Origin of the sequence: Chitinophaga sp., from assembly GCF_019236475.1 — a bacterium.
GTDB lineage: Bacteria > Bacteroidota > Bacteroidia > Chitinophagales > Chitinophagaceae > Chitinophaga.
The window spans coordinates 107,169-129,211 of record NZ_JAFAIX010000005.1; the positions used below are offsets into that span (position 1 = coordinate 107,169).

The 22,043-nt window shown below is 42.1% G+C and carries 24 protein-coding genes; 6 read left to right on the forward strand and 18 right to left on the reverse strand.

What is annotated here, in order from left to right; genetic code table 11:
- Positions 1-39 precede the first annotated feature (39 nt).
- The 8 genes from JO154_RS07695 to JO154_RS07730 all read right to left on the reverse strand — a co-directional run bounded on the left by JO154_RS07695 (position 40) and on the right by JO154_RS07730 (position 8,691).
- Positions 40-1,122, reverse strand: a complete 1,083-nt coding sequence (locus JO154_RS07695; protein ID WP_291943379.1) for a hypothetical protein — start codon at positions 1,120-1,122, stop codon at positions 40-42.
- A complete protein-coding gene (locus tag JO154_RS07700) occupies positions 1,106-1,666 on the reverse strand; it encodes a hypothetical protein (RefSeq protein WP_291943381.1) in 561 nt (186 codons plus the stop codon). Before JO154_RS07700 ends, JO154_RS07695 begins: the two co-directional genes overlap by 17 nt.
- Positions 1,666-2,232, reverse strand: a complete 567-nt coding sequence (locus tag JO154_RS07705; protein WP_291943382.1) for a sigma-70 family RNA polymerase sigma factor — start codon at positions 2,230-2,232, stop codon at positions 1,666-1,668. The genes JO154_RS07700 and JO154_RS07705 overlap by 1 nt, the downstream gene beginning before the upstream one ends.
- 313 nt (positions 2,233-2,545) lie before the next feature.
- The gene (locus tag JO154_RS07710) at positions 2,546-5,020 is read right to left on the reverse strand and encodes a TonB-dependent receptor (protein ID WP_291943384.1); all 2,475 of its coding nucleotides are present in this window, start codon (positions 5,018-5,020) and stop codon (positions 2,546-2,548) included.
- Positions 5,021-5,369: 349 nt separating this feature from the next.
- The gene (locus JO154_RS07715; protein WP_291943386.1) at positions 5,370-6,185 is read right to left on the reverse strand and encodes a DUF2167 domain-containing protein; all 816 of its coding nucleotides are present in this window, start codon (positions 6,183-6,185) and stop codon (positions 5,370-5,372) included.
- Positions 6,186-6,414: 229 nt separating this feature from the next.
- Positions 6,415-6,840 (reverse strand): hemerythrin domain-containing protein, encoded by a 426-nt coding sequence (locus tag JO154_RS07720; RefSeq protein WP_291943387.1) that lies wholly within the window; start codon positions 6,838-6,840, stop codon positions 6,415-6,417.
- Between the two features lie 9 nt (positions 6,841-6,849).
- Positions 6,850-8,154 (reverse strand): prolipoprotein diacylglyceryl transferase family protein, encoded by a 1,305-nt coding sequence (locus JO154_RS07725; RefSeq protein ID WP_291943388.1) that lies wholly within the window; start codon positions 8,152-8,154, stop codon positions 6,850-6,852.
- 123 nt (positions 8,155-8,277) lie between these two features.
- Positions 8,278-8,691 carry a BrxA/BrxB family bacilliredoxin gene (locus JO154_RS07730; protein WP_291943390.1) on the reverse strand — a complete coding sequence of 138 codons (414 nt, stop codon included), beginning with the start codon at positions 8,689-8,691 and terminating at the stop codon, positions 8,278-8,280.
- A 238-nt stretch (positions 8,692-8,929) separates the two neighbouring features.
- Here JO154_RS07730 and JO154_RS07735 point away from each other — a divergent pair, with 238 nt between their 5' ends.
- From JO154_RS07735 to JO154_RS07745, 3 genes are all read left to right on the forward strand, one after another.
- A complete protein-coding gene (locus JO154_RS07735) occupies positions 8,930-9,370 on the forward strand; it encodes an Hsp20/alpha crystallin family protein (RefSeq protein WP_291943392.1) in 441 nt (146 codons plus the stop codon).
- Between the two features lie 184 nt (positions 9,371-9,554).
- The gene (locus tag JO154_RS07740; RefSeq protein ID WP_291943394.1) at positions 9,555-10,088 is read left to right on the forward strand and encodes a hypothetical protein; all 534 of its coding nucleotides are present in this window, start codon (positions 9,555-9,557) and stop codon (positions 10,086-10,088) included.
- Between the two features lie 21 nt (positions 10,089-10,109).
- Positions 10,110-10,445, forward strand: a complete 336-nt coding sequence (locus JO154_RS07745; protein ID WP_291943396.1) for a hypothetical protein — start codon at positions 10,110-10,112, stop codon at positions 10,443-10,445.
- 414 nt (positions 10,446-10,859) lie between these two features.
- Here the strand turns inward: JO154_RS07745 and JO154_RS07750 are convergent, their stop codons facing one another.
- Positions 10,860-12,263 carry an arginine decarboxylase gene (locus JO154_RS07750; protein ID WP_291943398.1) on the reverse strand — a complete coding sequence of 468 codons (1,404 nt, stop codon included), beginning with the start codon at positions 12,261-12,263 and terminating at the stop codon, positions 10,860-10,862.
- Between the two features lie 244 nt (positions 12,264-12,507).
- Positions 12,508-13,137: a WbqC family protein gene (locus JO154_RS07755; protein ID WP_291943401.1), complete on the reverse strand. Its 630-nt coding sequence runs from the start codon at positions 13,135-13,137 to the stop codon at positions 12,508-12,510.
- A 394-nt stretch (positions 13,138-13,531) separates the two neighbouring features.
- Here JO154_RS07755 and JO154_RS07760 point away from each other — a divergent pair, with 394 nt between their 5' ends.
- Positions 13,532-13,987, forward strand: a complete 456-nt coding sequence (locus tag JO154_RS07760; RefSeq protein ID WP_291943403.1) for an LEA type 2 family protein — start codon at positions 13,532-13,534, stop codon at positions 13,985-13,987.
- A gap of 103 nt (positions 13,988-14,090) precedes the next feature.
- On the opposite strand, the gene JO154_RS07765 is transcribed toward JO154_RS07760, so the two are convergent.
- Complete coding sequence (locus JO154_RS07765) at positions 14,091-14,462, reverse strand: heavy metal-associated domain-containing protein (RefSeq protein WP_291943405.1); 372 nt, start codon at positions 14,460-14,462, stop codon at positions 14,091-14,093.
- 48 nt (positions 14,463-14,510) lie between these two features.
- Positions 14,511-15,146, reverse strand: a complete 636-nt coding sequence (gene pyrE / locus JO154_RS07770; protein WP_291943407.1) for an orotate phosphoribosyltransferase — start codon at positions 15,144-15,146, stop codon at positions 14,511-14,513.
- An 84-nt stretch (positions 15,147-15,230) separates the two neighbouring features.
- Between pyrE and JO154_RS07775 the strand changes: the two genes are divergently transcribed.
- Positions 15,231-15,872, forward strand: a complete 642-nt coding sequence (locus tag JO154_RS07775) for an NUDIX domain-containing protein (protein WP_291943411.1) — start codon at positions 15,231-15,233, stop codon at positions 15,870-15,872.
- 42 nt (positions 15,873-15,914) lie between these two features.
- Here JO154_RS07775 and JO154_RS07780 read toward each other — a convergent pair whose 3' ends face one another.
- The 5 genes from JO154_RS07780 to JO154_RS07800 all read right to left on the reverse strand — a co-directional run bounded on the left by JO154_RS07780 (position 15,915) and on the right by JO154_RS07800 (position 19,763).
- Positions 15,915-17,222, reverse strand: coding sequence for a hypothetical protein (locus JO154_RS07780; protein ID WP_291943413.1), 1,308 nt, complete (start codon positions 17,220-17,222; stop codon positions 15,915-15,917).
- 175 nt (positions 17,223-17,397) lie between these two features.
- Entirely contained in the window at positions 17,398-17,829 is a 432-nt protein-coding gene (locus JO154_RS07785) for a hotdog fold thioesterase (RefSeq protein ID WP_291943415.1), read from the reverse strand.
- 11 nt (positions 17,830-17,840) lie between these two features.
- Positions 17,841-18,317: a pantetheine-phosphate adenylyltransferase gene (gene coaD / locus JO154_RS07790; protein WP_291943416.1), complete on the reverse strand. Its 477-nt coding sequence runs from the start codon at positions 18,315-18,317 to the stop codon at positions 17,841-17,843.
- Positions 18,318-18,342: 25 nt separating this feature from the next.
- On the reverse strand, positions 18,343-18,843 hold the full coding sequence (locus tag JO154_RS07795; protein WP_291943419.1) for an RsmD family RNA methyltransferase: 501 nt from the start codon (positions 18,841-18,843) through the stop codon (positions 18,343-18,345).
- A 44-nt stretch (positions 18,844-18,887) separates the two neighbouring features.
- Positions 18,888-19,763 carry a DUF3822 family protein gene (locus JO154_RS07800; protein WP_291943421.1) on the reverse strand — a complete coding sequence of 292 codons (876 nt, stop codon included), beginning with the start codon at positions 19,761-19,763 and terminating at the stop codon, positions 18,888-18,890.
- Positions 19,764-19,853: 90 nt separating this feature from the next.
- Between JO154_RS07800 and JO154_RS07805 the strand changes: the two genes are divergently transcribed.
- Positions 19,854-21,185 carry an MATE family efflux transporter gene (locus JO154_RS07805; protein ID WP_291944174.1) on the forward strand — a complete coding sequence of 444 codons (1,332 nt, stop codon included), beginning with the start codon at positions 19,854-19,856 and terminating at the stop codon, positions 21,183-21,185.
- A 62-nt stretch (positions 21,186-21,247) separates the two neighbouring features.
- On the opposite strand, the gene JO154_RS07810 is transcribed toward JO154_RS07805, so the two are convergent.
- Positions 21,248-22,003, reverse strand: a complete 756-nt coding sequence (locus JO154_RS07810) for a tetratricopeptide repeat protein (RefSeq protein WP_291943423.1) — start codon at positions 22,001-22,003, stop codon at positions 21,248-21,250.
- Positions 22,004-22,043: the final 40 nt, after the last annotated feature.

The window sequence follows — 22,043 nt, forward strand, 5'->3', positions numbered from 1 at the left end:
AAGGATTTAGAATGGTTCTATTTAAAATGGTAAAGTGCTTTATTCTACATCAACGGAGATATCTGCATTGGTACCAGAGGCTTTGATTTTAGGCGATTGCTCGGTAGCGCCATTTGCCTGGGCAGAGTAATCCCACTTCACAGATTTCTTATCTGACTGTACATTTTTCAATTCCATTCCACCGGTTTTAATACCACCATATACAAAGCGGAAATCCAGTTGTACAGGCACTTTGCGGGCAAAGCTTAATTTCGCATCTGAATAAGTCATTTTAAGATCTGCTCCTTTAAATGTACCGGCAATTTTACGTACTTTCAGATCTCCATAAGTTAATGTAGCTGTCAAATCTTCCCGTAATCCCCCTGCTACCACATCTGTATAAGTACCTATCAAACGCAGACTCCCTACGTCTTCTAGTTTATAATCGTCGTAAGTTGCTTTGATAGTTGCTTCTCCAATGGAATTAAAGCTACAGGTGCTGTAGGTAGACACGGCCGACAAGCTGCGGATACTCTCCGCTTTCAGATCGGAATAGTTACTTCTCAGATTCACTACTCCAGCCTTACCTATACGCCCTTTACTACAGTAGTTTACCGTCAGTTGTACATCTGCTGCATCCCGGATATCGTAATTGCCATAATTCAGAGTAAACTTGGTAGGAAATGTAAGCTTGTCTCCCACAACTACATCTCCGAAATTATTTTCTACAAATGCCATCTGCAAGGATTGAGGTAGATAAATGTCATAGTCAATACTCACATAATCCTTGGAGTTCTTATTACTACCCCAGTTAAACCAGCGGCCTCCGGAGCCTGGATTGTACTCTGTACTCAACGCCACGGTATTATCACTCTGCTTGCCACTAATGCTCACGGAACCTACAATATTCTGCGATTCTGCGTCACTTTTACCATAACCGGTAATCGTAACCGTTGCCTTAATTTCATTCTTGTTCCAAGTGTGAAGCACAATTTGTCCATACTTATTGCTCACTTTAAATTGCGCACCATTAGCTACATTGTAGGTTTTGACTTCTGTTCTTTTGAAGGCTTCGTCCCCAGTATTTCCCAGTGCAAGGAGGGGAAGTAAAAGGCATAACAGGAAACTAAATTTTCTCTTCATATTGCTTTTTTAAATCACCCGGAACTGCATGTCGGGACTGCATCTCTTCCAGGATTTTGTCTAGTAGATCCAATTTCATTTGGTAATACCTGATGATGGCCGCGCGGATTCTTTCATTACCAGGGTTATTTTTCAGCTCTTTTTCGAGCATTTTATACGTCTCATTCTTAAGCTCCAGCTCTTTCAATGCAGCACTATCCAATCCCAACTCCCCGGCAGGGTAAGTTTTGATAGAATCCAGCCTGGCTTCAATCCTGGCACTATAATACACCTGTGCTTCCTGCATTTCAGGGATCATCAGCGCCACATCATTCCTAGATTGTTGTTTGTGCTGTACGAAGAGGAACAACACCCCTGCATTGATTAATAATAGTGCTATCACGGCTGCTTTAAACCAGTTTGATGACAGCATTCGTACGACCCGGCCCTTTTCTTCCTTGCCACTCAGTTCCTTCTCCAACGCATCCCATACCCTGGATGATGGCCCGGGCTGCTCAAAGGCCGCCCTGTTTTGTTGAATAAATTGCTCGAAATTGTCCGACATTAATTCATTAAATTTTGCTGATTTACAATCTGTCTAACCTTCTCCTTTGCCCGCATATACTGCGTTTTCGCAGTCGACTCGGATATTCCCAGCATCTCTGCTATTTCCTTGTGAGAATAATTTTCAAAGAGATAAAGGTTCAGCACCGTCCGATATCCTGTAGGAAGCGTATGAATAGCCGATTTAATGGCGGCTACCGTATAACTAAACTGCGCTTCATCTACCCCGTTATCCTCTGATACCTCCACATCATCCACTTCTTCAAAGTAGACTTTCTTTTTGCGAAGATAATTCAGACAATGATTCACTACAATCCGCTTGATCCATGCGCTAAGACTGGCACCACGTTCCAGCTTGCCAATACTGCGGTAGACCTGTATAAATGCCTCCTGTAAAATATCTTCTGCATCACTAACGTGATTGGTCATACGAAGACAAATATTATACATGGCTGCGGAGTAGGAATCGTACAGCTCGCGAAATGCGCGAACATCCCCCTTCTTGCAGCGGTCTACTACATTCTCGGCTAATAACGTTTGGTTCAAGGTGTTTTCTGATGCTTTCATTATAAAGACAATGATTGTATGAAAGGTTGCACGCTCCGGAATAAATTTTCAGGCGGGAGGGTCTCTTATCAGCAATACCCGAAGCGCATTTTTGATTTACATTATTAAATATCAGTATATTATGAAGAGAATTCTAATTTTATATATGCCAGATATTTTTTTTCAAATGTACCTTCAATCTCCCTATAGCATGTTCCAAATTCCACCAACGTCCTGTTTTTTGTGACGAAATGAAAAAAACGCGGTTCAAAAATTTTGAAACCGCGCTTTTCCATCCTTATATATACCTAAAAAACCTTCCTTGGTACGCGGATTAATTGCCTCCCTTTACACGACTCTGTTCATCCTGCAAGCCTGTCTTATGATCACGGGCGGCTTTTACATTGGTGTTTCCAAAACGATAGTTGAAGGAAACTCTTACCTGTCTTGAATCCCAGGTATTGCGAATGGCAGTGTACATACCGGCATTCTCAAAAGACCCTCTGAAATACTGTGTACGGAACAAGTCGGTTACATTCAGCTTGATAGTACCTTTTGATTTCAACACTTTTTGTTGTACTCCCAGATCCAGGCTCCACATGGATTTCATACGGAATAACTCGTTATCGGAGATCTGTGGAGACAAATAAAATACTACTGCCTCTGCTGTCAGGGTTTTAGACAGGGTGAAGGTCTGCGCTGTGCGGCCAAAATAACCTACCGCATTCATGTTTACATGGTTATCGTTCACATATGCTTGGTAAGCGTTATAGTAGACTGACATAGTAGTATAACTGTTCCACCATTTGGTAATCGGCATTGGTGCTGCGATACTTAAACTCACGTTATCAGATTTCGCTACGTTCATATATTTATAGCGCAGTACGGTGGTATCTCCTGTTGCTGGATCTCTGTCTGCTTCCAGGATACGCATCATCATATCTTTTGTATGGATATAACCTACGGTTGTAATCAGGAAATCCTTAAAGGTATGAGACAGTTCAAAGTTGTTGGAATACTGTGGCTTCAGAGAAGGATTACCAGCCGTTTTGGTATATCTATCGATGTAGAATTCAAATGGATTCAGATCCTCATAGCTCGGACGCTGAATACGGCGGCTATAGCTTAATCCAAGACTATTGCTCTTATTCAGCTTGTAAGTCATTGCTGCGCTTGGGAACAGGTTGAAGTAGCTGGTATCATTCTTAATAGCTTCTTGTTGTGATTTACGCAGAGAAGTAGAGGTGCCGGAAACATTGGTCTGTTCTGCACGCAATCCCACCTGTACCTGCAGTTTTGTAAACTGTTTGCTGAAGTTCACATAAGCTGCATTTACATTTTCTTTGTAGATGAAGTGGTTGGAACGCATCGTATCTGCAATCCAGCTACCACTACGAAGCGAATCAAAACGCGCATCATTATCGGATGTTACGAAGCTGCTTTTAAGCCCCAGTTCCAGTCTGGCCTGATTCTTCAATGGTTGTACATAATCAACTTTAGCAGTTTTAATGGTAATATCGGAATGCGGAATATTACGGGATGTATCAGTACTGAATATCTGTTTACCAAGAGCATCAGTAGTTAAGGCGTAAATTGTTGATGGTCTGTTATCGCCGTTCTTAGCATAGTCCAGGTCGATGTTCAATTCTTTACCGGTCGTATCCAGTATACCACGATAGTTCACATTGTATCCGCCTTTTTTCCAACGACTCAAATTACCAGAACTGGTGTTAAGAATGGAATCGACGATAGCACCATAGCCCATTTTGGTAGCACTATTGTTCATTGCCTCCCAATCCCGGTTGGTCAGATCCACCAGTACCCCAACGGTATTGTTCTTATTGATAAAATAATCCGCACCAATTCTGCCACTCAGGTATCTTGATTCGTTAACAGTCACATTTGACTGATCAAAGAGCTGTGTACCTTTATTTTCCTGGCGGGTACGGTCAACGTTCAGGAACTGTTTCGTATGACGATAGGTATTGTTCAAAGATCCGAACACATTGAATTTAGAACTCCGGTGGTTCAGATTCAGACTAGCGTTGTACATAGGCCATGTTGCCATAGTGCCGCCTACAGTTACATTACCATTTGTTCCGAAGTTGGTGTTCTTTTTTAGTTTTAGGTTGATGACACCTGCATTACCTGCAGCATCATATTTGGCGGATGGATTGGAGATCAGTTCTATCTGGTCCATAGAGGTGGCTGGCATGCTTTTCAGCATTTCGGCTACATCTGCGGAAGACATATTGGTTTGTTTACCATCTATTAGGATAATCACACCACTTTTTCCCTTCATAGAGATGTTACCATCCTTGTCTACAGTAATATTCGGGGATTTTTCCAGGGCTTCCATAGCAGTACCACCGGAAGTAGCAATGCTACTTTCCACATTCACCACCAGACGGTCCACTTTCTGTTCGATGAAAGGGCGACGGGCAGTAACGTCTACTGCTTTCAGATTTTTAGCGTTGGCGGTGAGTACCAATGGGGCTGCAGCAAAAGAAGCTGCTTTCAGGTCAAAACTATTGCTGTACACTTTGTTCATACCAACAAAGGCCGCAGCAATAATATATTTTCCTTGTTTGATATTCTCGAATTCATATTTACCATTCATATCCGCAATCGCTCCTTTTACAAGTGAGGAATCGCTGGCTTTGAGGAGGGTTACAGTGGCAAATTCTACGGGTTTATCTCCGGCTTGCATTACTTGACCGGTAACTTTGGTGTTGTTTTGAGCATGAGAGCTTAAAGCAGCGCAGATAACACTGGTTGTCAACATTATCGCTTTAAAAGTTGCTTTCATATATTGGGCAGTTTAGGTATTTAGTACTTGGATTAATTTAGATCCTTGGTTTATCTACTACAGTAGTTTAACAACTACAATGTAAAAATAGGTATTATGCATTGCATAGTACACTGTTTTACACAAGCGGTCTGTAGACAGGGATGATTGGTAAAGTTTGTGATGATGTCATAAAGACGACCGGTAATCGGGTATGTTTCAATCCTTTTGAAAAAAATTTCAAATTGTCGGATCTGCACTTAAAAGGAAATTAAGCGACAAAAGGAGGGATAAATATATTATATAACAGAAAGGACCGTCTCGAGACGGTCCTTTCTGTTATATAATATATAGATGATTTCGGGAGATGCTAGTTCAAACTGGCGTCGACCATTACACGAGGCCTGGAGGTATTAGGCCTGCGGATGTATTGCATACAATAAACAAATAAAACCATGCATATCATGACCACTGCAAATAACCAGCTATTATAGATAGCATCCAACAAATCGGGGATTCCAGAAATACCTACTGCATTTCTAGGTGCTACAAAACCAATCGCCCCCGTATATTTCCGCAAGCCGGAATGGATATGCATACTATTTACCAGGTCCGGCATGCTTTTCATCATGTCATTCAATTGATCATAATCTCCGAAGAAATTCAGGCATAACTGTCCAGCATCTGTTAATAGCACTACCTCATAATTAATAATTCCTTTATCAGTCGCGGACTTTTTATAAATCCAAGGATAATGCAAGGCATGATCCTCCATACTGTAATGGGGTGGCACCATCCACTCCACCAACATGCGACCTTTTTGCTCCGCCCTACGTTCTGCTATCAAATGATCATAATCAAAAATTCGGTTGTAAAAATCTTCCTGGATAGGCTCATAGGTGACCGTAACGCCCCATGCCTGATTCGACATAGGGTTGACGCCTTCCGGCAAGAACATCCCTACAGTGCCATTGTGCACGTCATTATGCCACAGCTCTTTCAGTAAGGTATAACTATCCTGTTGCTGCAGGTAACGAAACCCTGCCGGAACAGACATTTTAATACCCTCCGGCAATACCTGCGCAGTATGTTGCCATTTGAAATGGGAAATAACAGAATCGATACCGGTACCAAAAACGGTAGAATGTACAATGAGGAAACAGAAAACCCAGTATATACGACGCATACTCATAAAATTGGCATTAATAGAAAACGTGGATCAATGCAACAATGGAAAAGCTACAAAAGGAACTGGTGAATTGTTTGCGGTTAATAAGTCAGTTGAAGGTAGATAATTTGATAACAGAAATAATAACACTTTCAATACATTTCCAGATAGCTACCCCCATAAAAAAAACGACATCAAAATGATGTCGTTTTCTCCATTTTATTTAATGTCGTAATATATAGGAATACTATTCAAACTGGATACTATCCAGTACATCTGGAAGTTCTTTCTGTAACAGTTCAAATAATACTCTTTCTTCTTTTCTAATATGTGCTTCTAGGCTATTCGCGAGGAGATCCATATCGTCCTCCAAGTTGGCGCTATCGGCTAATACGGCATACATGCCTGAAATGATACGGTGTTCTGCCTGTAGTTCAGTAATGGCAGCATCAATACTGGCTGTCTTCCCAAAACATTTTTCAAATAAATGATCTTCTTTTTGAATATGTGGTACCATCACTTCCTGGAATATGCGTACTACATATTCAAACTTTGCCTGAGTCTCCAATGGGAACCCCTCATAGGAAGCGGCATTTTTTTTCAAATACCGACACACAAACAGTAAACGTTTGTGTTCATGTGACAGTGGTACTAATGTGGAATGTCTTTGCATATCTCGTTATCAGGAAACTGCTGTTGCTGTACTATTGTTGTTTTTACGGCAATACCAGATCAATACCAAACCTCCTACTACCATTAGGGCAGAAATAATTTCCGCCTGTGTAGGATGGAATCCGAATATATTGTACTTAGTATTTACCCTGATCTTTTCTATAAAAAATCGCTCTAAACCATTCATTATCAGGTAAATTCCAAAAATAACACCAGGTACTGTTATGCGTTTTCTGATAGCCCATAATACCAGGAATAACCCGATACAGGCAATAATTTCATATAACGGAGTCGGATATACGGCGATAGGCAACACCTTGCAATATTGGCCATCACAACCCGCCATCTGTACGCCTTCTCTAACCACATTATGTGGATAGCCATAAGCGAAAAACCAATCAGGCAAGAATCCAAATGAAGCAGGCTTTTCAAATGCAGCATGCGGGATTTTATCCAATGATGGATACTGGTTCAGGAAGAAAGCGGAATTCTTTTCTACTTCTGCGGTAAACTGTGCAGGGGCTACTTTCACCACTTTCCCAACACTATCCGTTGCATAGGCACTGTTATAAATACCCCAGTCGCCATCCCCGGAGAAATGACAACCCATACGACCAATACCATACGCCAGCATAAGCGCCGGAGCGGCACTATCAATCAACTGTTTGATATTGATCTTTTTCTTGCGGGCATAATTAATAATAACAATCGCAGCGACAATCAAACCACCGTAGAAAGTCAAGCCACTAAAGGAAAGCAGCGCTTCCACCGGATTGGCAACGAAATCGTTCCAGTTTTCCAGGTTATGGAAAATCTTAGCACCGATCAAACCAGCAATGGCAGCCATCACCGTAAAATCGGGCACCCGTTGATGCGGCATCACGGTAACGATTTCTTCTTTCTGCTTTGTATTTTTTAATGTCTGTTGTCTTTTATAAAGTTTATATCCACCGAAAGCGGCAGCCAGGAAAATCCCTGCAGGCCAGCTTCCCTGTCCAGACATCACATAACCTTGGAAATCCTGCATAGCAGTATCCCATTGAAAGAAAAGGCCAAGGATTTTGAAACCTAGGATAAAACCAACAATGGTATTAACAATAATTTCTGCGTTGGTAGCAGGTTGTCCCACCAATACTTTTTCCTGTACCCCTTTCAGCCAGCCCAACTTTTCACGGCGCTTCAACTCCTGGGTCAATACGTAAGCAGCAGCAAGAAAAGCAATGGCAACAAAGAAACCAAAGGTCTGGAATAATTTGAGAAACGGGATTTCTAGGCCGAACAGGTCCTTAAAAGCGAAATATAAATTAGGATACATAGCCAAAAAAAAATTGGTGATCTGAGTTTTCCTATGAACAAAGCCGAATTATCAAAAGGAAAATCAAACCACCAAAGTACGTAGCAAATTTGAATTTAAGAATTCAAATTTGTAAAGATTAAGTTAGCAATATTGTTCAAACGCGTCTGCGAGGTTCGCTGCAATCATTTGAGCAGAGCGGCCTTCAATCATATGACGTTCGATGAAATGCACCAACTGACCATCTTTGAAGAGTGCAATAGCTGGAGAAGATGGAGGATAAGGTAACAGATGCTCACGAATAGCAGCTACACCTTCCACATCAAAACCTGCAAAGCTGGTAGTCAGTCTGTCTGGCTTTTTCTCACTGTGAGCTACTGCCAACAGCGCACCCGGACGTGCAGTACCTGCGGAACATCCACATACTGAGTTGATCACCACCAGGGTTGTACCTGCTTGCTTCAATGTTTCATCTACCTGTGCTTTCGTCAATAATTCTTCAAAACCGTAATCGGTCAGCTCAGCCTTTCTAGGCAGTACTAATTCCGCTGGATACATATAATAAAGTTTTTTTTAGTTGAAATTTCCAACAAAGTTAATCATTGCTATCCAAAATGTAAAAAAATGCCACCATAACTTGACTTTTTGACATTTCACAAACAATCAATCGGTCATTATGTCATAATCTGTAATGTTTTTACTAACAAAATAGCAGTTTTATTGGCATGGTATCCCATTTGATCTGCATCAGGTGTAAAACAAAATTTGAATTAACACCAAAAAAATAAGTAATACTATGACACACGTAACATTCGGACCTAGAAGCATCAATGGATTGGTAGGCGATATATTAACTAATGGATGGAATAAAGTGGCAAAAGACGATTTTTTGACCAATGACTATTTCACCGCTCATCCTCCAGTAAACATTACTGAAACCAAAGAAGGATTTGTACTGGACGTTGTAGCACCTGGATTTAATAAAGAAGATTTTAAAATCAACGCAGACGCTAAGGCTTTAACCATCAGCGCAGAGAAACAAGTAGCAGCGAAAGATGAGAACGAAAAACAGGTTCGCCGTGAGTTCTCTTTTAAATCATTCAAACGCTCCTTCACCATCAGTGAAGCGATCGATACTGCGAAAATCGCAGCAAAATATGAAAATGGTATCCTGAAAGTAACCCTTCCTAAAAAGGAAAATACACAGGAAGCACCTAAATCAATTGTAGTTGAATAAGGGTTAATAAGTAGTGATTTCTAACGAAATAACTATCGAAATGGGGGTTTAGAAAGCAAAAGGGTCGCAGTAATGCGGCCCTTTTTTATACCCTTACTGCATCCATAATCGTGTATAATTCACACAAACGTTGAATCCCCGCTTGGATTTTATGCAATAATTTGCTTTATCTAAGCTTGAAGTAATGATCAAATTCTTCAGGGGTACCTGGCTATTCATCAAGAGCATTTATTACCGTGCAGAAAATGTTGCTATCGGTGATGTGGTTAACCGTACCCATGACCTGTACGAACAGGCGAAAATAAAACTCCTGTTTGACTACATATTTTTTTACTGCCTGTCGCTCCTACCGGTGGGACTCATGGCATTAATTACCGTCAACGACGTCAATCTAACCTTGATTCCTTTCATGGCTGGCATGCTTTGCATCTGCCTGGTCTTGTTGCGGAAAGGGTTATCCGCCCGCATTGTGGGTACCCTCACGTCCATGACTACCCTGTTCATGCCATTGCTGTCTTCCTTTTTCAACAACCAGGACGTCAGCCCCAAATATGCCACTATCTGGATGATAAGTGTGCTGCTATGCTATATCACCGTCAACCTGGCCACCTCGCTGATCTGGTCGCTGGTGATTATTCTATACCTGGGAACAGTGGCCTACATGAAGCTACACGGGATCCAGGTATATGTGGCCTCTGGCTTCTCCAGACCCTTTTAGTTTGTCTCCAACCCTATTGTCATGGCCGTATACCTACTGTTCATGATCCGGTCTATGGGGATGTATTATAAGAATGTCATTGCCATGGAGCGCAGACGTACACTCCTACAACAAAAGCAGCAGTTGTCTCTCATCCATCAACATCTTACCAAACATTTCCTGCTGATAAAAGGATTCTCTAGATCGGGAAAAAATGCCTTCAATAATGGAGAACTGGAATTATTGGAAGCCTGCTTTACAGAAATTGAAAAGGAATGTGCCATTGCAATGGACTACTTGAACGAATCCAAAGAAGAGAAATCACAAGAGACGCCCCGTAAATCACTATTACATACAAACACTATCATATCAAAATAACACCTGCCTAAGTTAAAAAACAATCAGATTTAGCCCTCAATTGAAGAATACTACACGGACGTGTGAGAATTTGAATTAATATTTCATTGTGCTGCGATCAGAAAAATCGTTGAAATATTCCCTCTTTTCAACGCTGTCTGGCCTCTCGGCCGAGAACGTTTATCATGACCATATTATTGTCGTATTATAAAAATTACAACTTTTTGGGCTTATCAGTAAATCCCACCAATAGTACCTTTGTGCCGTTAGAAAAAAACATTCCTATTGTCCTTATACCGAGAAATAATCTAGATCTAACCTATGCCGTGATAGGCTTTCATCCTGAATGAAAGCCTTTTTTTATGCCCATAAGTGGCCATAAAAAAGAAGCCCCCCGAAAAATCGGGGGGCTTGCAGGATTACTAACCCATTATTTTAATAACCCAAAATTTTTAACATGCTCTGAGCACTTTGCTCTTTCGCATAGAGCCAATCTTTTAGCTGACCGTTTTTATCATAACCAACGATCACATGTTTTGGCGAAGGAATCAAACAGTGTTTGATTCCACCATAACCGCTAAGCTGATCCTGGTAAGCGCCGGTGTGGAAGAACCCAATGTAAAGTGGTTCTTTATCTTCACCCTGCTTTGGCAGGAACACAGCATTTATATGCTCTTCAGATGTATAAAAGTCGTATCCGTCGCAAGTAATACCCCCCAGATGTACCTCTTGGTACTCCTGGTCCCACTTATTGATGGGTAGCATCAGGAATTTCTCCCCAATACCCCAGGTATCCGGCAGTGTAGTAATGAATGAACTATCGATCATGTACCAGATCTCACGGTCATTCTGGATTTTTTCACCTACCACACTATAGATCACGGCGCCGCTTTCTCCCACAGTGAAGGACCCAAACTCCGTATAGATATTTGGTACTGGCACCTTGTTTTTCTTACACATGGTTTTGATATTGGCTACAATCTCATTAACGATATAATTGTAGTCATAATCAAACCCAAGGGAGTGCTTGATTGGGAATCCGCCACCGATGTTGATACTATCCAATTCAGGACAGATTTTTTTCAACTGGCAGTAAAGGTTGAGAGATCTATTAAACTGACTCCAGTAATAGATATCATCCTTAATCCCTTTATTCATAAAGAAGTGGAGCATTTTCAGCTCAAACTTCTGATTACCCTTCAGTTTGTCTACGTAAAACTCCAGAATATCCCTGGAACGAATACCCAATCTAGAGGTATAGAAGTCAAAGGTAGGTTCTTCCTCTGCAGCTATACGAAGGCCAAGCTTTACCTTTTCCTTAGTGGCTCTGATGTTTTTCTGGTACTCTTCCAGTTCTTCCTTATTGTCCAATACAGGGATTACATTCTTAAACCCTGAATTGATCAATTTGGAAATAGCCCTGGTGTAAGGCTTGGTTTTGAAGCCATTACATATTACGTAGGTTTCTTTGTTCAACTTCTTTCGCTCATACAGCTTATTGATAATATCAATATCGTATGCCGAAGAAGTTTCGATGTGAATACCATGTTTCAACGTTTCTTCCATAATGAAAGAAAAGTGGGAACTTTTGGTACAATAACAATAAAAATACTGTCCGTCGTACCTGTTCTTCTTGATGGCATCATTGAACATCTTCTTGGCCTTGTTTATCTGCATACCAATTTTAGGCAGATAAGTCAGCTTGAATGGTGTCCCGTACTTGTCGATCAACGCCTTAATATCCAGACCGTTAAACTCCAGGAAATTTTCGTTTACAGCAAATCCTTCCTGAGGAAATTCAAAAGTCTGGTTAACGAGGTCTGTGTAGGTGCTATTCATTTACTGCTGAGAATGAATTTTAGGAATTAGAAATAAAATTTAAACTTCAGGATAAATGCTCCTTTTCCTCGCTGGAAAACTCCTGGTTTACACACCTACGTCAGTTCGAACCCCAGCAAAATTGGTTGCAAAGCTAAATATTTTGTCGATTGCTACAGTAATTTTTTTGCAAAATCACATCCGAGCAAACCGCAAATATACAAACAATTATAAGTCAGATAATTAAATAAGATTATTTAATATTTTATTTTGCCGATTTGATGATTTCAATCGCCTGTTTTCCCTCGCAGAAAAGCAGGTCCAGGATACTGAGGCCTGGAAGGAATCCAGTACGATCTTCAAATACCTGTGGATATTGAATTTCAGGGTGGAGCACTTCGCCGGGAATTAATTTATCACGCATATCTGTTACACCAGGGACTTCCTTTTGATAACCATCGGTAAATGATATTGTTTGACGGATACCCAGTTTATTATTGGCCCATTCCAAGCAAGCCATATTCCAATCAATCAGAAAATTAAATGACTTTTCATAGAGCGCCTCCAGCTCCGGCTCGTAATATTCAAACCAAGGCGACCGACGGTAAGCAGACACGAGCGTTTTCCAGTGGAGCGACTGCCATCTCTCTTCATTACTAATCCGCACATCCTTCATAATCGTCCGCTGGTTCTTCCCTTTTGTCAGTGGAACACTCAAAATCATCTTGCCATTTGGACCCGCTAGATAACAACGGTTCCGATAACTGACCTTCTGATAGTTTTCATATTTCTCTAATTGCAATATGTCGTGTTCAATTAAAGTACTATAGAAATCAATTGATGGAAAATACTGTGATTCAATTAATAAGGTTGAGTTATTTTCATTCACTGACATGTTGTCAAAATTTAAGCTCCTACACTGGAAAATCAGTTTTCCAGGTGCTGCTGTTAGTTAAAATTAAACACTTAATGATTTACTTTAAGTAACTGGCTAACAAATCATAGAAAATAAATAAATATGCTAATGATGTTAGTATTTTACTTAAAGCCGGAATTTTTCCAGAAATGCAAAAATACTAAAGAAATTAGTCGCTTACGAATTGATTTTAAACGAACTGTGCGGAGATTTCAAAGATAACGGTTTTTCCTAAAAACAGGCTTTTTTTATATAAATCATAAAATTTACTTGTCAACTCCCCTACGTTAATTGTTTCCTAAAAACATCCCCTTCCTTTGCGATATAAATCCTTTGAATTAGGTTTGGTAAAATTTTATTACAGTATTCTATCATGAAAATATTTCGTGTTATATTGATTGTTTTTACAATATGGGGCATCTCCTCTGCTTGCGAAAAAACAAAAGATTTACAGTTCGTCAGAGTAGCTGGCGTACAAATGGGAGAGCTCGGCATGTCCAAAAGTACCGTTCGTCTCACCCTCGCCTATTACAATCCAAATAATTATAAACTGCAACTCAAAGACGCCAACTTCGATCTCTTCATCGATGATACAGAAGTAGGCCATTCCACCCAAGACACGATCATTCAAATCCCTGCCAGGGATACTTTCTATTTTCCTGTGCGCCTGGAGGTAAATATGGGTAATGTCCTGAAAAATGCGATGTCTGCCTTCTCTAATAAAGAAGTAACCATCAAGGCGATGGGTAAGTGTAAAGTAGGCAAAGGCGGCGTTTACGTGCCATTCCCTATTAAATGCGAAACCAAACAGGCACTCAACTTCTTCTGATAATTTTTCCTCTATTCATATCCGGCTCTGCCGGAAATCAAAATAAAATCCCCCTTCCGAAATGGAAGGGGGATTTTTATCTTTTTAGGGAATTATCCCTGATTTAGTGCTTTTTCGGATCCATGCCGCCACCATCTTCTGGCTTTTTGCAGCATAATGGCAGCTTGTTGTAAGACTCGGTATTGGCAGTAACATTGTCTGCGTCATACCCACAATTCGCAATCGCTGTTTTGATATTCTCCACATTCGTTCTGTCTGTCCAGTATTTCACCGTAGTTACATGTTTCTTGAAATCTACTTTGGAAGACTGTACCCCTTCTTCGCGAGACAGGTACTTCTCAATACGATTCTTGCAGGACTCGCACTGCACAGTTGGCGTATTGATTTTTACTGTCGCCATGGATTTCTGCTGCTGGGCCGCTGCAATGCCGAAGGTTGCCAGCATCAGGACCAGAACTAATTTTAACGTACGCATAATGTTAGATTTACGCATCCAATATACAAAAAAGCCTATATATATCGACTATTTACCCCACTGATCTGGAGCAGTTCTCCAAGCTTGTAAAGTAGCAATCTCATCTGCACTTACAATGCCTTTTTCTTCTGCCAGGGTAATCATCGCATTATAGTTGCTCAGGGAGTGGAAAGGCACGCCTGCTGCTTCAAATGCTTTAACTGCCACATCGAAACCATAGTTGAAGATAGACACCATGCCTACTACTTCGCCACCAGCAGCACGGATAGCCTGTACGGCTTCCAGACTGCTTTTTCCGGTAGAAATAAGGTCTTCGATAACAACTACCTGCTGACCAGCCTGCAATACGCCTTCAATCTGGTTACCCATTCCATGTTCTTTCGGTTTCGAACGAACATAAATAAATGGCAACTTCAACTGATCTGCTACCAGTGCGCCATGAGGTATACCCGCAGTGGCTACACCCGCAATTACGGCTGCATCCGGGAATGTTTCAAATACCACATTGCATAACTCGGATTTGATATAATCCCTTACATATGGATAGGATAATATCTTCCTGTTATCACAGTAGATGGGAGATTTCCAGCCAGACGCCCAGGTAAAAGGCTGGGCCGGACTCAACTTTACTGCCTGCACCTGCAGCAGCTTTTCTGCAACTTGTTTTTCGCTTATCTTAGTCATACAAGCGCCAAAATTATTGATTTAATTCGTAATAATTCCAGAATGCAACATCTGATTTAATTCATCCGTATTACTTTTGCATTCATGCAAACGACCATCACGATATATCTGAACGAACGTCCACTGCTGTTATGTCCGAGCCACGATGCAATCCCCGCTGGCTTCGAAGAAACAGCCATATACGAAGATCCAAACACAGAAACCATTGATAAAGTATTACTAGAACTGGAAGAAGGCGAAAAACACCATGCTGTTTTTATCCGGGAAGATGTGAAACAATTGCTGAAAAAAGTTTCTCTCCACTTTACAGTTTTAGTGGCTGCCGGTGGCCTCGTGACCAACCCGGAAGGCGAGGTACTGATGATGTTCCGTAGAGGAAAATGGGACCTGCCAAAAGGTAAACAGGACCCAGGGGAAGATCTAGAAACCTGCGCGGTACGGGAAGTAGCTGAAGAAACCGGACTGCATTCCATCGAGCTGACGGGCAAAGTCACTGAAACTTACCACTACTACCCCATGAAAAACAAGAAGGTATTGAAACATACCTACTGGTACCGCATGGAGTTTACTGGCACAGAATTAACCGTTCCGCAGATCGAAGAAGATATCCTCGATATCCAATGGGTGAAACCGCATAATGTCAGCAAATACCTCCAGTTCTCCTATGAGAATATCCGTGATGTATTCAAAGCCGCTGAAACTACTGGTTCTCTTAGTATTAAGTAATATTATTAAGTTTTTATAGGGAGACACGAAGCACTCTTCCCACTATTCCCCTGTGTTGATATCGATCAGGTATTTTCGCAGGGGAATACTTTCTTTAGTACGGAACCCTTCCCCTATCAGCAATTGATAATGTCGCTGGGGCTGTAAATCTACCTCCACTATCAATGCAATGGAATTGGTATTAAACCCGACTACCTTCTGCACTTTCATCATGGCTGATTCTCCTGCCGGCCCCCAACCAAAACTGCGGAAATACTTTGGGTCCATCTGCTGAGAAAACTCAACAATAATCTGCTTCTTCCCAGGAGCCACCAATCCGGTAATGCCTTTGTCGAGCCCAGAAATACTACTCACCGTAGGCAGACTCGCTTCATACGCTGCTTTTAACTCGGTCATCGGTTTATCGAAATAACGGGAACTATCTACAAAATGGTACAAAAGCGTATCGTTATTATAATCCAGTTCTATCATGTATTTGATGGCTGCCTTCTTGTCTGCTGCTTGCTCATAGAATTTTTCACAAATGGCATATCCCATATAATAACCTAGGTCTCGCATGCCAAAAGCATTTTTAGGGCTGTTGTATAACCAGTTATTGGTATATGGCGAAAACATACATTTTGAAAACGCCGTTTTAAGGGCGGCGTCATTGGCTTTGCCAAAGGCGATCGGTGGATTTGGAGACGCTACGCCCATGGCTTTTACTGCCACAAATTCCGCTACACCTTCCAATACGCACTGTGACAGCAGGTAATCACCGATGGTAGTGTCTTGCTGCGTATGTACGTACTCGTGTACATTCTGGAAAACGATATCCTTCACAGGATTGAGTTTGAAGTAGCTTTTCAGGTGAGACAACTGTTCGGGAAACTCGGTAGACACTGTGGAGAAATCCGCCAATGCGATCTCACTTCCGATCAGCACTTTATCCTGCAGCGTAGTACCGCCGGAACGGAGGGCGCCTACTGTAAAGTAAATCTTCGCGGGCCTTATTGGGTAAAGCTTTTTTAATGTCGTGATTCCTTTTTGAATTTCACTGGCATACTTATCTGCCCGTAACATATTCGGCCGAATTGACTTCCAGAATTCGGGGTAACGGTGAATGGCCGTCAGATAGTCCGCAACGGTATAATTCCGAGCTTCCATCATCGCCTTTAATCCCGGCGAACCTTTGTCTATATACATCGTCTGCAACAGTGTCGCCTGCTGATTACTATCTGTTGTATTCATGATAGCATCATATGCTTTCCAGAACAATGGAAGATCAGTGGTAATAATGGGAGATTTATCCTGGGAGTAAGCAACAGTAGCCACAAAGAGGCACCAGATCAGGCAGATGGATTTTCTCATATAGTTAGTTGGTCAGGAATAAACAATGATGTTGTATCGAAACTAAATTGACGTCTACGATGTCAATTTAGTTTTTGATCTTTTTCGTCGTCCCTGCCCGCTGGGCAGGGACGACAGACCGGAAAGTTTTATGGGAGGCACGCTTTTTCAGCGTGAAAATAGGATGATAGTCGGGTTATCTTTTAGCGAGGATAGCCACTGTAAGCCTACTTACACAAACCAGTTGATGCTGATCATCTGTAATACGGATATCCCATACATGGCTGGAAGCACCGATATGCAATGGTTTGGCCGTTGCATGAACGTAGCCGCTTTTAACCCCTCTGACATGATTGGCATTTATCTCCATACCAACACAAATCGACTTTGCCTGATCTATAATTAAGGCAGAACCTACGCTACCTGCTGTTTCTGCCAATGCCACAGAAGCGCCGCCATGGAGTAGTCCGTATGGCTGGGTGGTTCTATTATCCACAGGCATCATGATTTTCAGATAGTCTGATCCAATTTCTGTGAACTCCATGCCCAAATACTCAGCCATGGTATTGTTGCCCATCTCGTTCAACTGATCCAGTGATACATCCAGTGAATGCCAGATTGCTTTCATATGCAGCAGTTTTATTTTTGAAGACTTTTAATTCCTTCCAGTACCGCATTCGGTACAAATGGCGAAACTTCGCCACCATGGCGGTGTATATCCCTTACCAGCGTAGATGCGATGCTAGCATATTGTGGTGAGCAGGAAAGGAAAATGGTTTCTACACTCGGTTCCATGGTACGGTTCACATCAGCAATGGCTTTTTCGTATTCGAAATCGCCCACACCGCGGATGCCACGCAGGATAAAACGCGCTTCGATCTTCCGACAGAAATCGATGGTCAGCCCCTGATAGGAAGCCACTTCCACCCTGCTATCGTTTTTATAATGCTGACGAATCCATTCCATACGTTGTTCCAGCGGGAACATGGGTTGTTTGGCGCTGTTATAGCCAATTCCAATAACCAGTTTATCGAAAAGGTCCAGTGCGCGGTCTATCACATCTGTATGGCCCAGCGTGATTGGATCAAATGTGCCTGGGAAAAGACAAATTCTCATAAAGGGTTCAGATTTCTCGGACTAATCAGCGTTTCAGTTCTTCCCTGTTAATGAAGATGGTGAAAATAGTTGCGCCGTAATTTCTTTCTGTCCGGTAGTATGAATAATTTTTAAAATTGTTGTGGTTTGTATGCTCGATGACCAGCCATCCTTCCGGTTTAAGCAGTTGCTTTTCGAACACCACCAATGGCAGTTTATCCAGTGTGTCCATGGCATATGGCGGATCTGCGAAGATAAAATCAAACTGTTCGTTACACTGTTGGAGGTATTTGAATACATCCGCTTTCACCACTTTCAGGGTGGTAATATCCAACGCTTTGGCAGTTTTACTGATAAAATCCGCCATAGATGGATCTTTCTCCACTACGGTCATGTCTGTAGCCCCTCTGGACGACAGTTCATAACTGATACTACCTGTCCCCCCGAAGAGGTCCAGTGTTTTTAAGGATGGAATATCCAGGTTATTCTCAATAATATTAAAAAGGCCGCCTTTGGCGATATCTGTAGTAGGCCTGGTATTAGGCATTTTGGCCGGCGGCTGAAATCTCCTGCCCCCACTCGCTCCTCCGATTATACGCATAATGCTAACGCATACAGGTTATGAAAATAATAACCCGGAATTTCCTGCATCTTTCCGATGTAATTGAATCCCGGTAGGCGTTGTGCCCATTCCAGGTTCGGGATAAACTTGTACATTTCCTGGTAAACAGCATTATCTTTTACCAGGGCTCCAGACAGCTTTACCTTCACCTGCTGTTCATTTATTTCTAATTGCCTTAAGGTACTGATCAACAGGTATACTGCATCTAGTCCTGTCTGGTATTCACCACGCTGTTGGATTAATAATTTTCCTCCTTTATATACCGTAATAGTGATGGCATGTCGTTGTACCTCCACGAACACCACTCCGTTCTCGCTGTAGTAGTCCAGGTCCTTCGGGTATGCTAATAGCAGTGCGGAATTAGCATGTAATACCAGATCTGAAGAGAATTCCTTTCGAAGGAATCCTACCAGGTCTTTATCCAGACTGTATACATTTACAAAAGGCTGACCATAAATGAGATCTGAAAGTACCGCTTCCTGTACTTTTTCCGGCTGCACCAGGTGCAGGTAATCCTTTTTGATGGCGGAATTGAAATACTGCTGTGGTACCAGGACACCGTTTCCGGTGTCGAAAGACAGTAATACCGACTTAAAGGCCGTGAATAGCAGTTTATCTATTTCAAAAACCTCCTCAATCATCTCCAGGTCCGCCAGTGCTAGTTTCTGCGGTTGGAAATGATAGGATTTTAATGCCAGGAATTTCTTTGCAACAGGCTCATACACCACATAGCTGAAAGTGCCGGTTCCTACTAGCACCAAAAGGTGGCAAGAGGTAAGATCGGTTTCCAGCAGCGTTTCATCGTCTACTGTAAATGCAGGATGGATGTTATAGGCCACAGGCATGTTATAGAATCTAAATGAAATACAATAATAAACTTTTTACTTTAATTGCCTCGCAGGAAGTATATCTTTGCCCCCAGCAAGACCCGCACCATGCAACTGGAAGTATCGAACAGGGATATTATAAAGATAGCAGCACCTATATGTTTGGCTTTAATTATACCCCAGATTAATCACATGACGAATACCGCATTCCTGGGTAGGCTCGGAGAATTTGAGCTGGCCGCCAATGGGATCGCTGGTATTTATTACCTGGTAATGTACATGATTGCTTATGGCCTCAACAACGGTATGCAGGTATTGATTGCCCGTAGAGCCGGACAGCGGCAGTATGCGGGGATAGGTCAGTTATTTTCCAACGGGTTGATACTGGGCTTCTGTTGTTCTTTGGTGGCCATCTGTATTACGTTATTGGCAGCTCCATATTTCTTTGCACATAGTCTTCATAACCCTCAAATTTATGAAGCCGCCATTTCGTTTATACGTATCCGTATTTGGGGCTTGCCTTTGCTGATGATGTTGAGTATGGCTAATGCCTTTTACATCGGCAGCGGGCATTCCAAGGTATTGGCTGTCACCTCTTTCTGCCAAGAAATTGTAAATATTGTCTTTGATTATGGCCTGATTTTCGGCAAACTGGGGCTTCCCGCAATGGGACTGAATGGTGCGGCTACAGCCAGTATTATTGCCGAAGCTACTGGATTTACAGTGGCATATAGTATTTTATTTTTAAAGAGATACTATCTTACTTACAGCCTGTTTCGCTATCTGCGACCATCCTGGGACATTCTGAAAAATATCCTGAATGTATCGGCGCCGATCATTGTACAGTTCTTATTCAGTATTGGTAGCTGGTTTGTATTTTTCATATTTATAGAACACCTGGGAGAGCGTCCGCTGGCGATTTCCAATATGTTGCGTAGTGTATTTGGCTTCTTTGGTATTTTCACCTGGGCATTGGCGGCCACTTGTAATACGATGGTGAGTAACCTTATTGGCCAAGGTAAGCAGGACCAGGTTTTTAAGGCTATCCGGCGGATAGTGCTGTTCAGCGTTGTATGTTCATTAGTGGTATGTGCACTGGTAAATATCTTCCCTTATACCCTATTACATATATATACAACAGATGCCGGTTTGATTGCAGACTCCATTCTCTCCATCCGGATCATCTCCTTAAGTACCCTGGTGATGGCTGTTTCGGCGGTTGTACTCAGTGGCGTAACCGGTACTGGTAATACCCGTATGAACCTCATCACGGAAATCGTGGCCGTGATTGGCTACCTGGTCTATTGCGATATCGTCATAGAACGCATGCGGAGTCCATTGCACCTGGCCTGGGGGGCGGATTTCATTTACTGGTTTATCATATTAACCATGAGTGTCTGGTACCTGAACAGTGGACGTTGGAAAGGAAAAGTGATTTAATCAATGCTATAAAAAGAAAGGACCAGCCAGAGGCAGGTCCTTTCTTTTTATAGTCAATATCTTTATTGCAGGTCGTTCAGCATTTTTTGACAATCCGCTTTGATACTGGCATCGTCGTAGGTGATGTTGCGCAGTGTCAGCGCCTTTTTCAGTACCTCAATTGCTTTGTCTGACTGGTCGTTGGCTTTGTAAGCTCTGGCCAGTTCATAGTAATTGAGGATAAAGCCTGGATCTAATTGGCGACACTTCTCGTAGTTGGTGATAGCGTTGGCGAGGGAGCCATCTGGGAGTCCGCCGAAGAGCATTTTTGCAGCGCCTCTTTCGAATACATTCAGGTTAGCTACTTCGTAGTTCCATTTACCCAGTACATGGTAGGCGGGGCCCATTTTTGGATCGAATTTGATAGCGAGTTCCGCGTATTTTTTCACATCCTTGGAGGCGGCCACTTTTTCTTTTGCGCCAGAGATGAGTGCCATGCGGCCCATTGCTACAGCCATGGCGTAGTTGGCGGGAGCGCTATTGGGATTTACCTTTAAGGCAGCGGCAGCGTAGTCTTTCGCCTGATTGAACCAGGTTGTTTTAGTAGATTTATCTTTCTGGCGATTACCAATGCGAGAAGCCATTTCGCTGGCCTGAACGAGGGCGTCCAGGTTGGTGGGTTGTATTTTCAGAATTTCCTTATCCTTATCGAATGCCTCCTGCTCTTTCATTTGTGTTTCCAGTTGTTTGGCCTGGGTTACCATCTCTTCCACCGTTTGGGCTTTAGTGACGAGGGTTGCCAGGAGCAGCAGGGAAACAGTGATAATCTTCTTCACCATAGGGCAGGTTTTAAGTTTAGATAATTTGTTGATGAACCTA

Excerpts from the sequence above, each read along its gene's own strand:
- JO154_RS07695 (WP_291943379.1), bottom strand. The coding sequence starts at position 1,122 with ATGAAGAGAAAATTTAGTTTCCTGTTATGCCTTTTACTTCCCCTCCTT.
- JO154_RS07700 (WP_291943381.1), bottom strand. The coding sequence starts at position 1,666 with ATGTCGGACAATTTCGAGCAATTTATTCAACAAAACAGGGCGGCCTTT.
- JO154_RS07705 (WP_291943382.1), bottom strand. The coding sequence starts at position 2,232 with ATGAAAGCATCAGAAAACACCTTGAACCAAACGTTATTAGCCGAGAAT.
- JO154_RS07710 (WP_291943384.1), bottom strand. The coding sequence starts at position 5,020 with ATGAAAGCAACTTTTAAAGCGATAATGTTGACAACCAGTGTTATCTGC.
- JO154_RS07715 (WP_291943386.1), bottom strand. The coding sequence starts at position 6,185 with ATGCGTCGTATATACTGGGTTTTCTGTTTCCTCATTGTACATTCTACC.
- JO154_RS07720 (WP_291943387.1), bottom strand. The coding sequence starts at position 6,840 with ATGCAAAGACATTCCACATTAGTACCACTGTCACATGAACACAAACGT.
- JO154_RS07725 (WP_291943388.1), bottom strand. The coding sequence starts at position 8,154 with ATGTATCCTAATTTATATTTCGCTTTTAAGGACCTGTTCGGCCTAGAA.
- JO154_RS07730 (WP_291943390.1), bottom strand. The coding sequence starts at position 8,691 with ATGTATCCAGCGGAATTAGTACTGCCTAGAAAGGCTGAGCTGACCGAT.
- JO154_RS07735 (WP_291943392.1), top strand. The coding sequence starts at position 8,930 with ATGACACACGTAACATTCGGACCTAGAAGCATCAATGGATTGGTAGGC.
- JO154_RS07740 (WP_291943394.1), top strand. The coding sequence starts at position 9,555 with ATGATCAAATTCTTCAGGGGTACCTGGCTATTCATCAAGAGCATTTAT.
- JO154_RS07745 (WP_291943396.1), top strand. The coding sequence starts at position 10,110 with ATGGCCGTATACCTACTGTTCATGATCCGGTCTATGGGGATGTATTAT.
- JO154_RS07750 (WP_291943398.1), bottom strand. The coding sequence starts at position 12,263 with ATGAATAGCACCTACACAGACCTCGTTAACCAGACTTTTGAATTTCCT.
- JO154_RS07755 (WP_291943401.1), bottom strand. The coding sequence starts at position 13,137 with ATGTCAGTGAATGAAAATAACTCAACCTTATTAATTGAATCACAGTAT.
- JO154_RS07760 (WP_291943403.1), top strand. The coding sequence starts at position 13,532 with ATGAAAATATTTCGTGTTATATTGATTGTTTTTACAATATGGGGCATC.
- JO154_RS07765 (WP_291943405.1), bottom strand. The coding sequence starts at position 14,462 with ATGCGTACGTTAAAATTAGTTCTGGTCCTGATGCTGGCAACCTTCGGC.
- pyrE (WP_291943407.1), bottom strand. The coding sequence starts at position 15,146 with ATGACTAAGATAAGCGAAAAACAAGTTGCAGAAAAGCTGCTGCAGGTG.
- JO154_RS07775 (WP_291943411.1), top strand. The coding sequence starts at position 15,231 with ATGCAAACGACCATCACGATATATCTGAACGAACGTCCACTGCTGTTA.
- JO154_RS07780 (WP_291943413.1), bottom strand. The coding sequence starts at position 17,222 with ATGAGAAAATCCATCTGCCTGATCTGGTGCCTCTTTGTGGCTACTGTT.
- JO154_RS07785 (WP_291943415.1), bottom strand. The coding sequence starts at position 17,829 with ATGAAAGCAATCTGGCATTCACTGGATGTATCACTGGATCAGTTGAAC.
- coaD (WP_291943416.1), bottom strand. The coding sequence starts at position 18,317 with ATGAGAATTTGTCTTTTCCCAGGCACATTTGATCCAATCACGCTGGGC.
- JO154_RS07795 (WP_291943419.1), bottom strand. The coding sequence starts at position 18,843 with ATGCCTAATACCAGGCCTACTACAGATATCGCCAAAGGCGGCCTTTTT.
- JO154_RS07800 (WP_291943421.1), bottom strand. The coding sequence starts at position 19,763 with ATGCCTGTGGCCTATAACATCCATCCTGCATTTACAGTAGACGATGAA.
- JO154_RS07805 (WP_291944174.1), top strand. The coding sequence starts at position 19,854 with ATGCAACTGGAAGTATCGAACAGGGATATTATAAAGATAGCAGCACCT.
- JO154_RS07810 (WP_291943423.1), bottom strand. The coding sequence starts at position 22,003 with ATGGTGAAGAAGATTATCACTGTTTCCCTGCTGCTCCTGGCAACCCTC.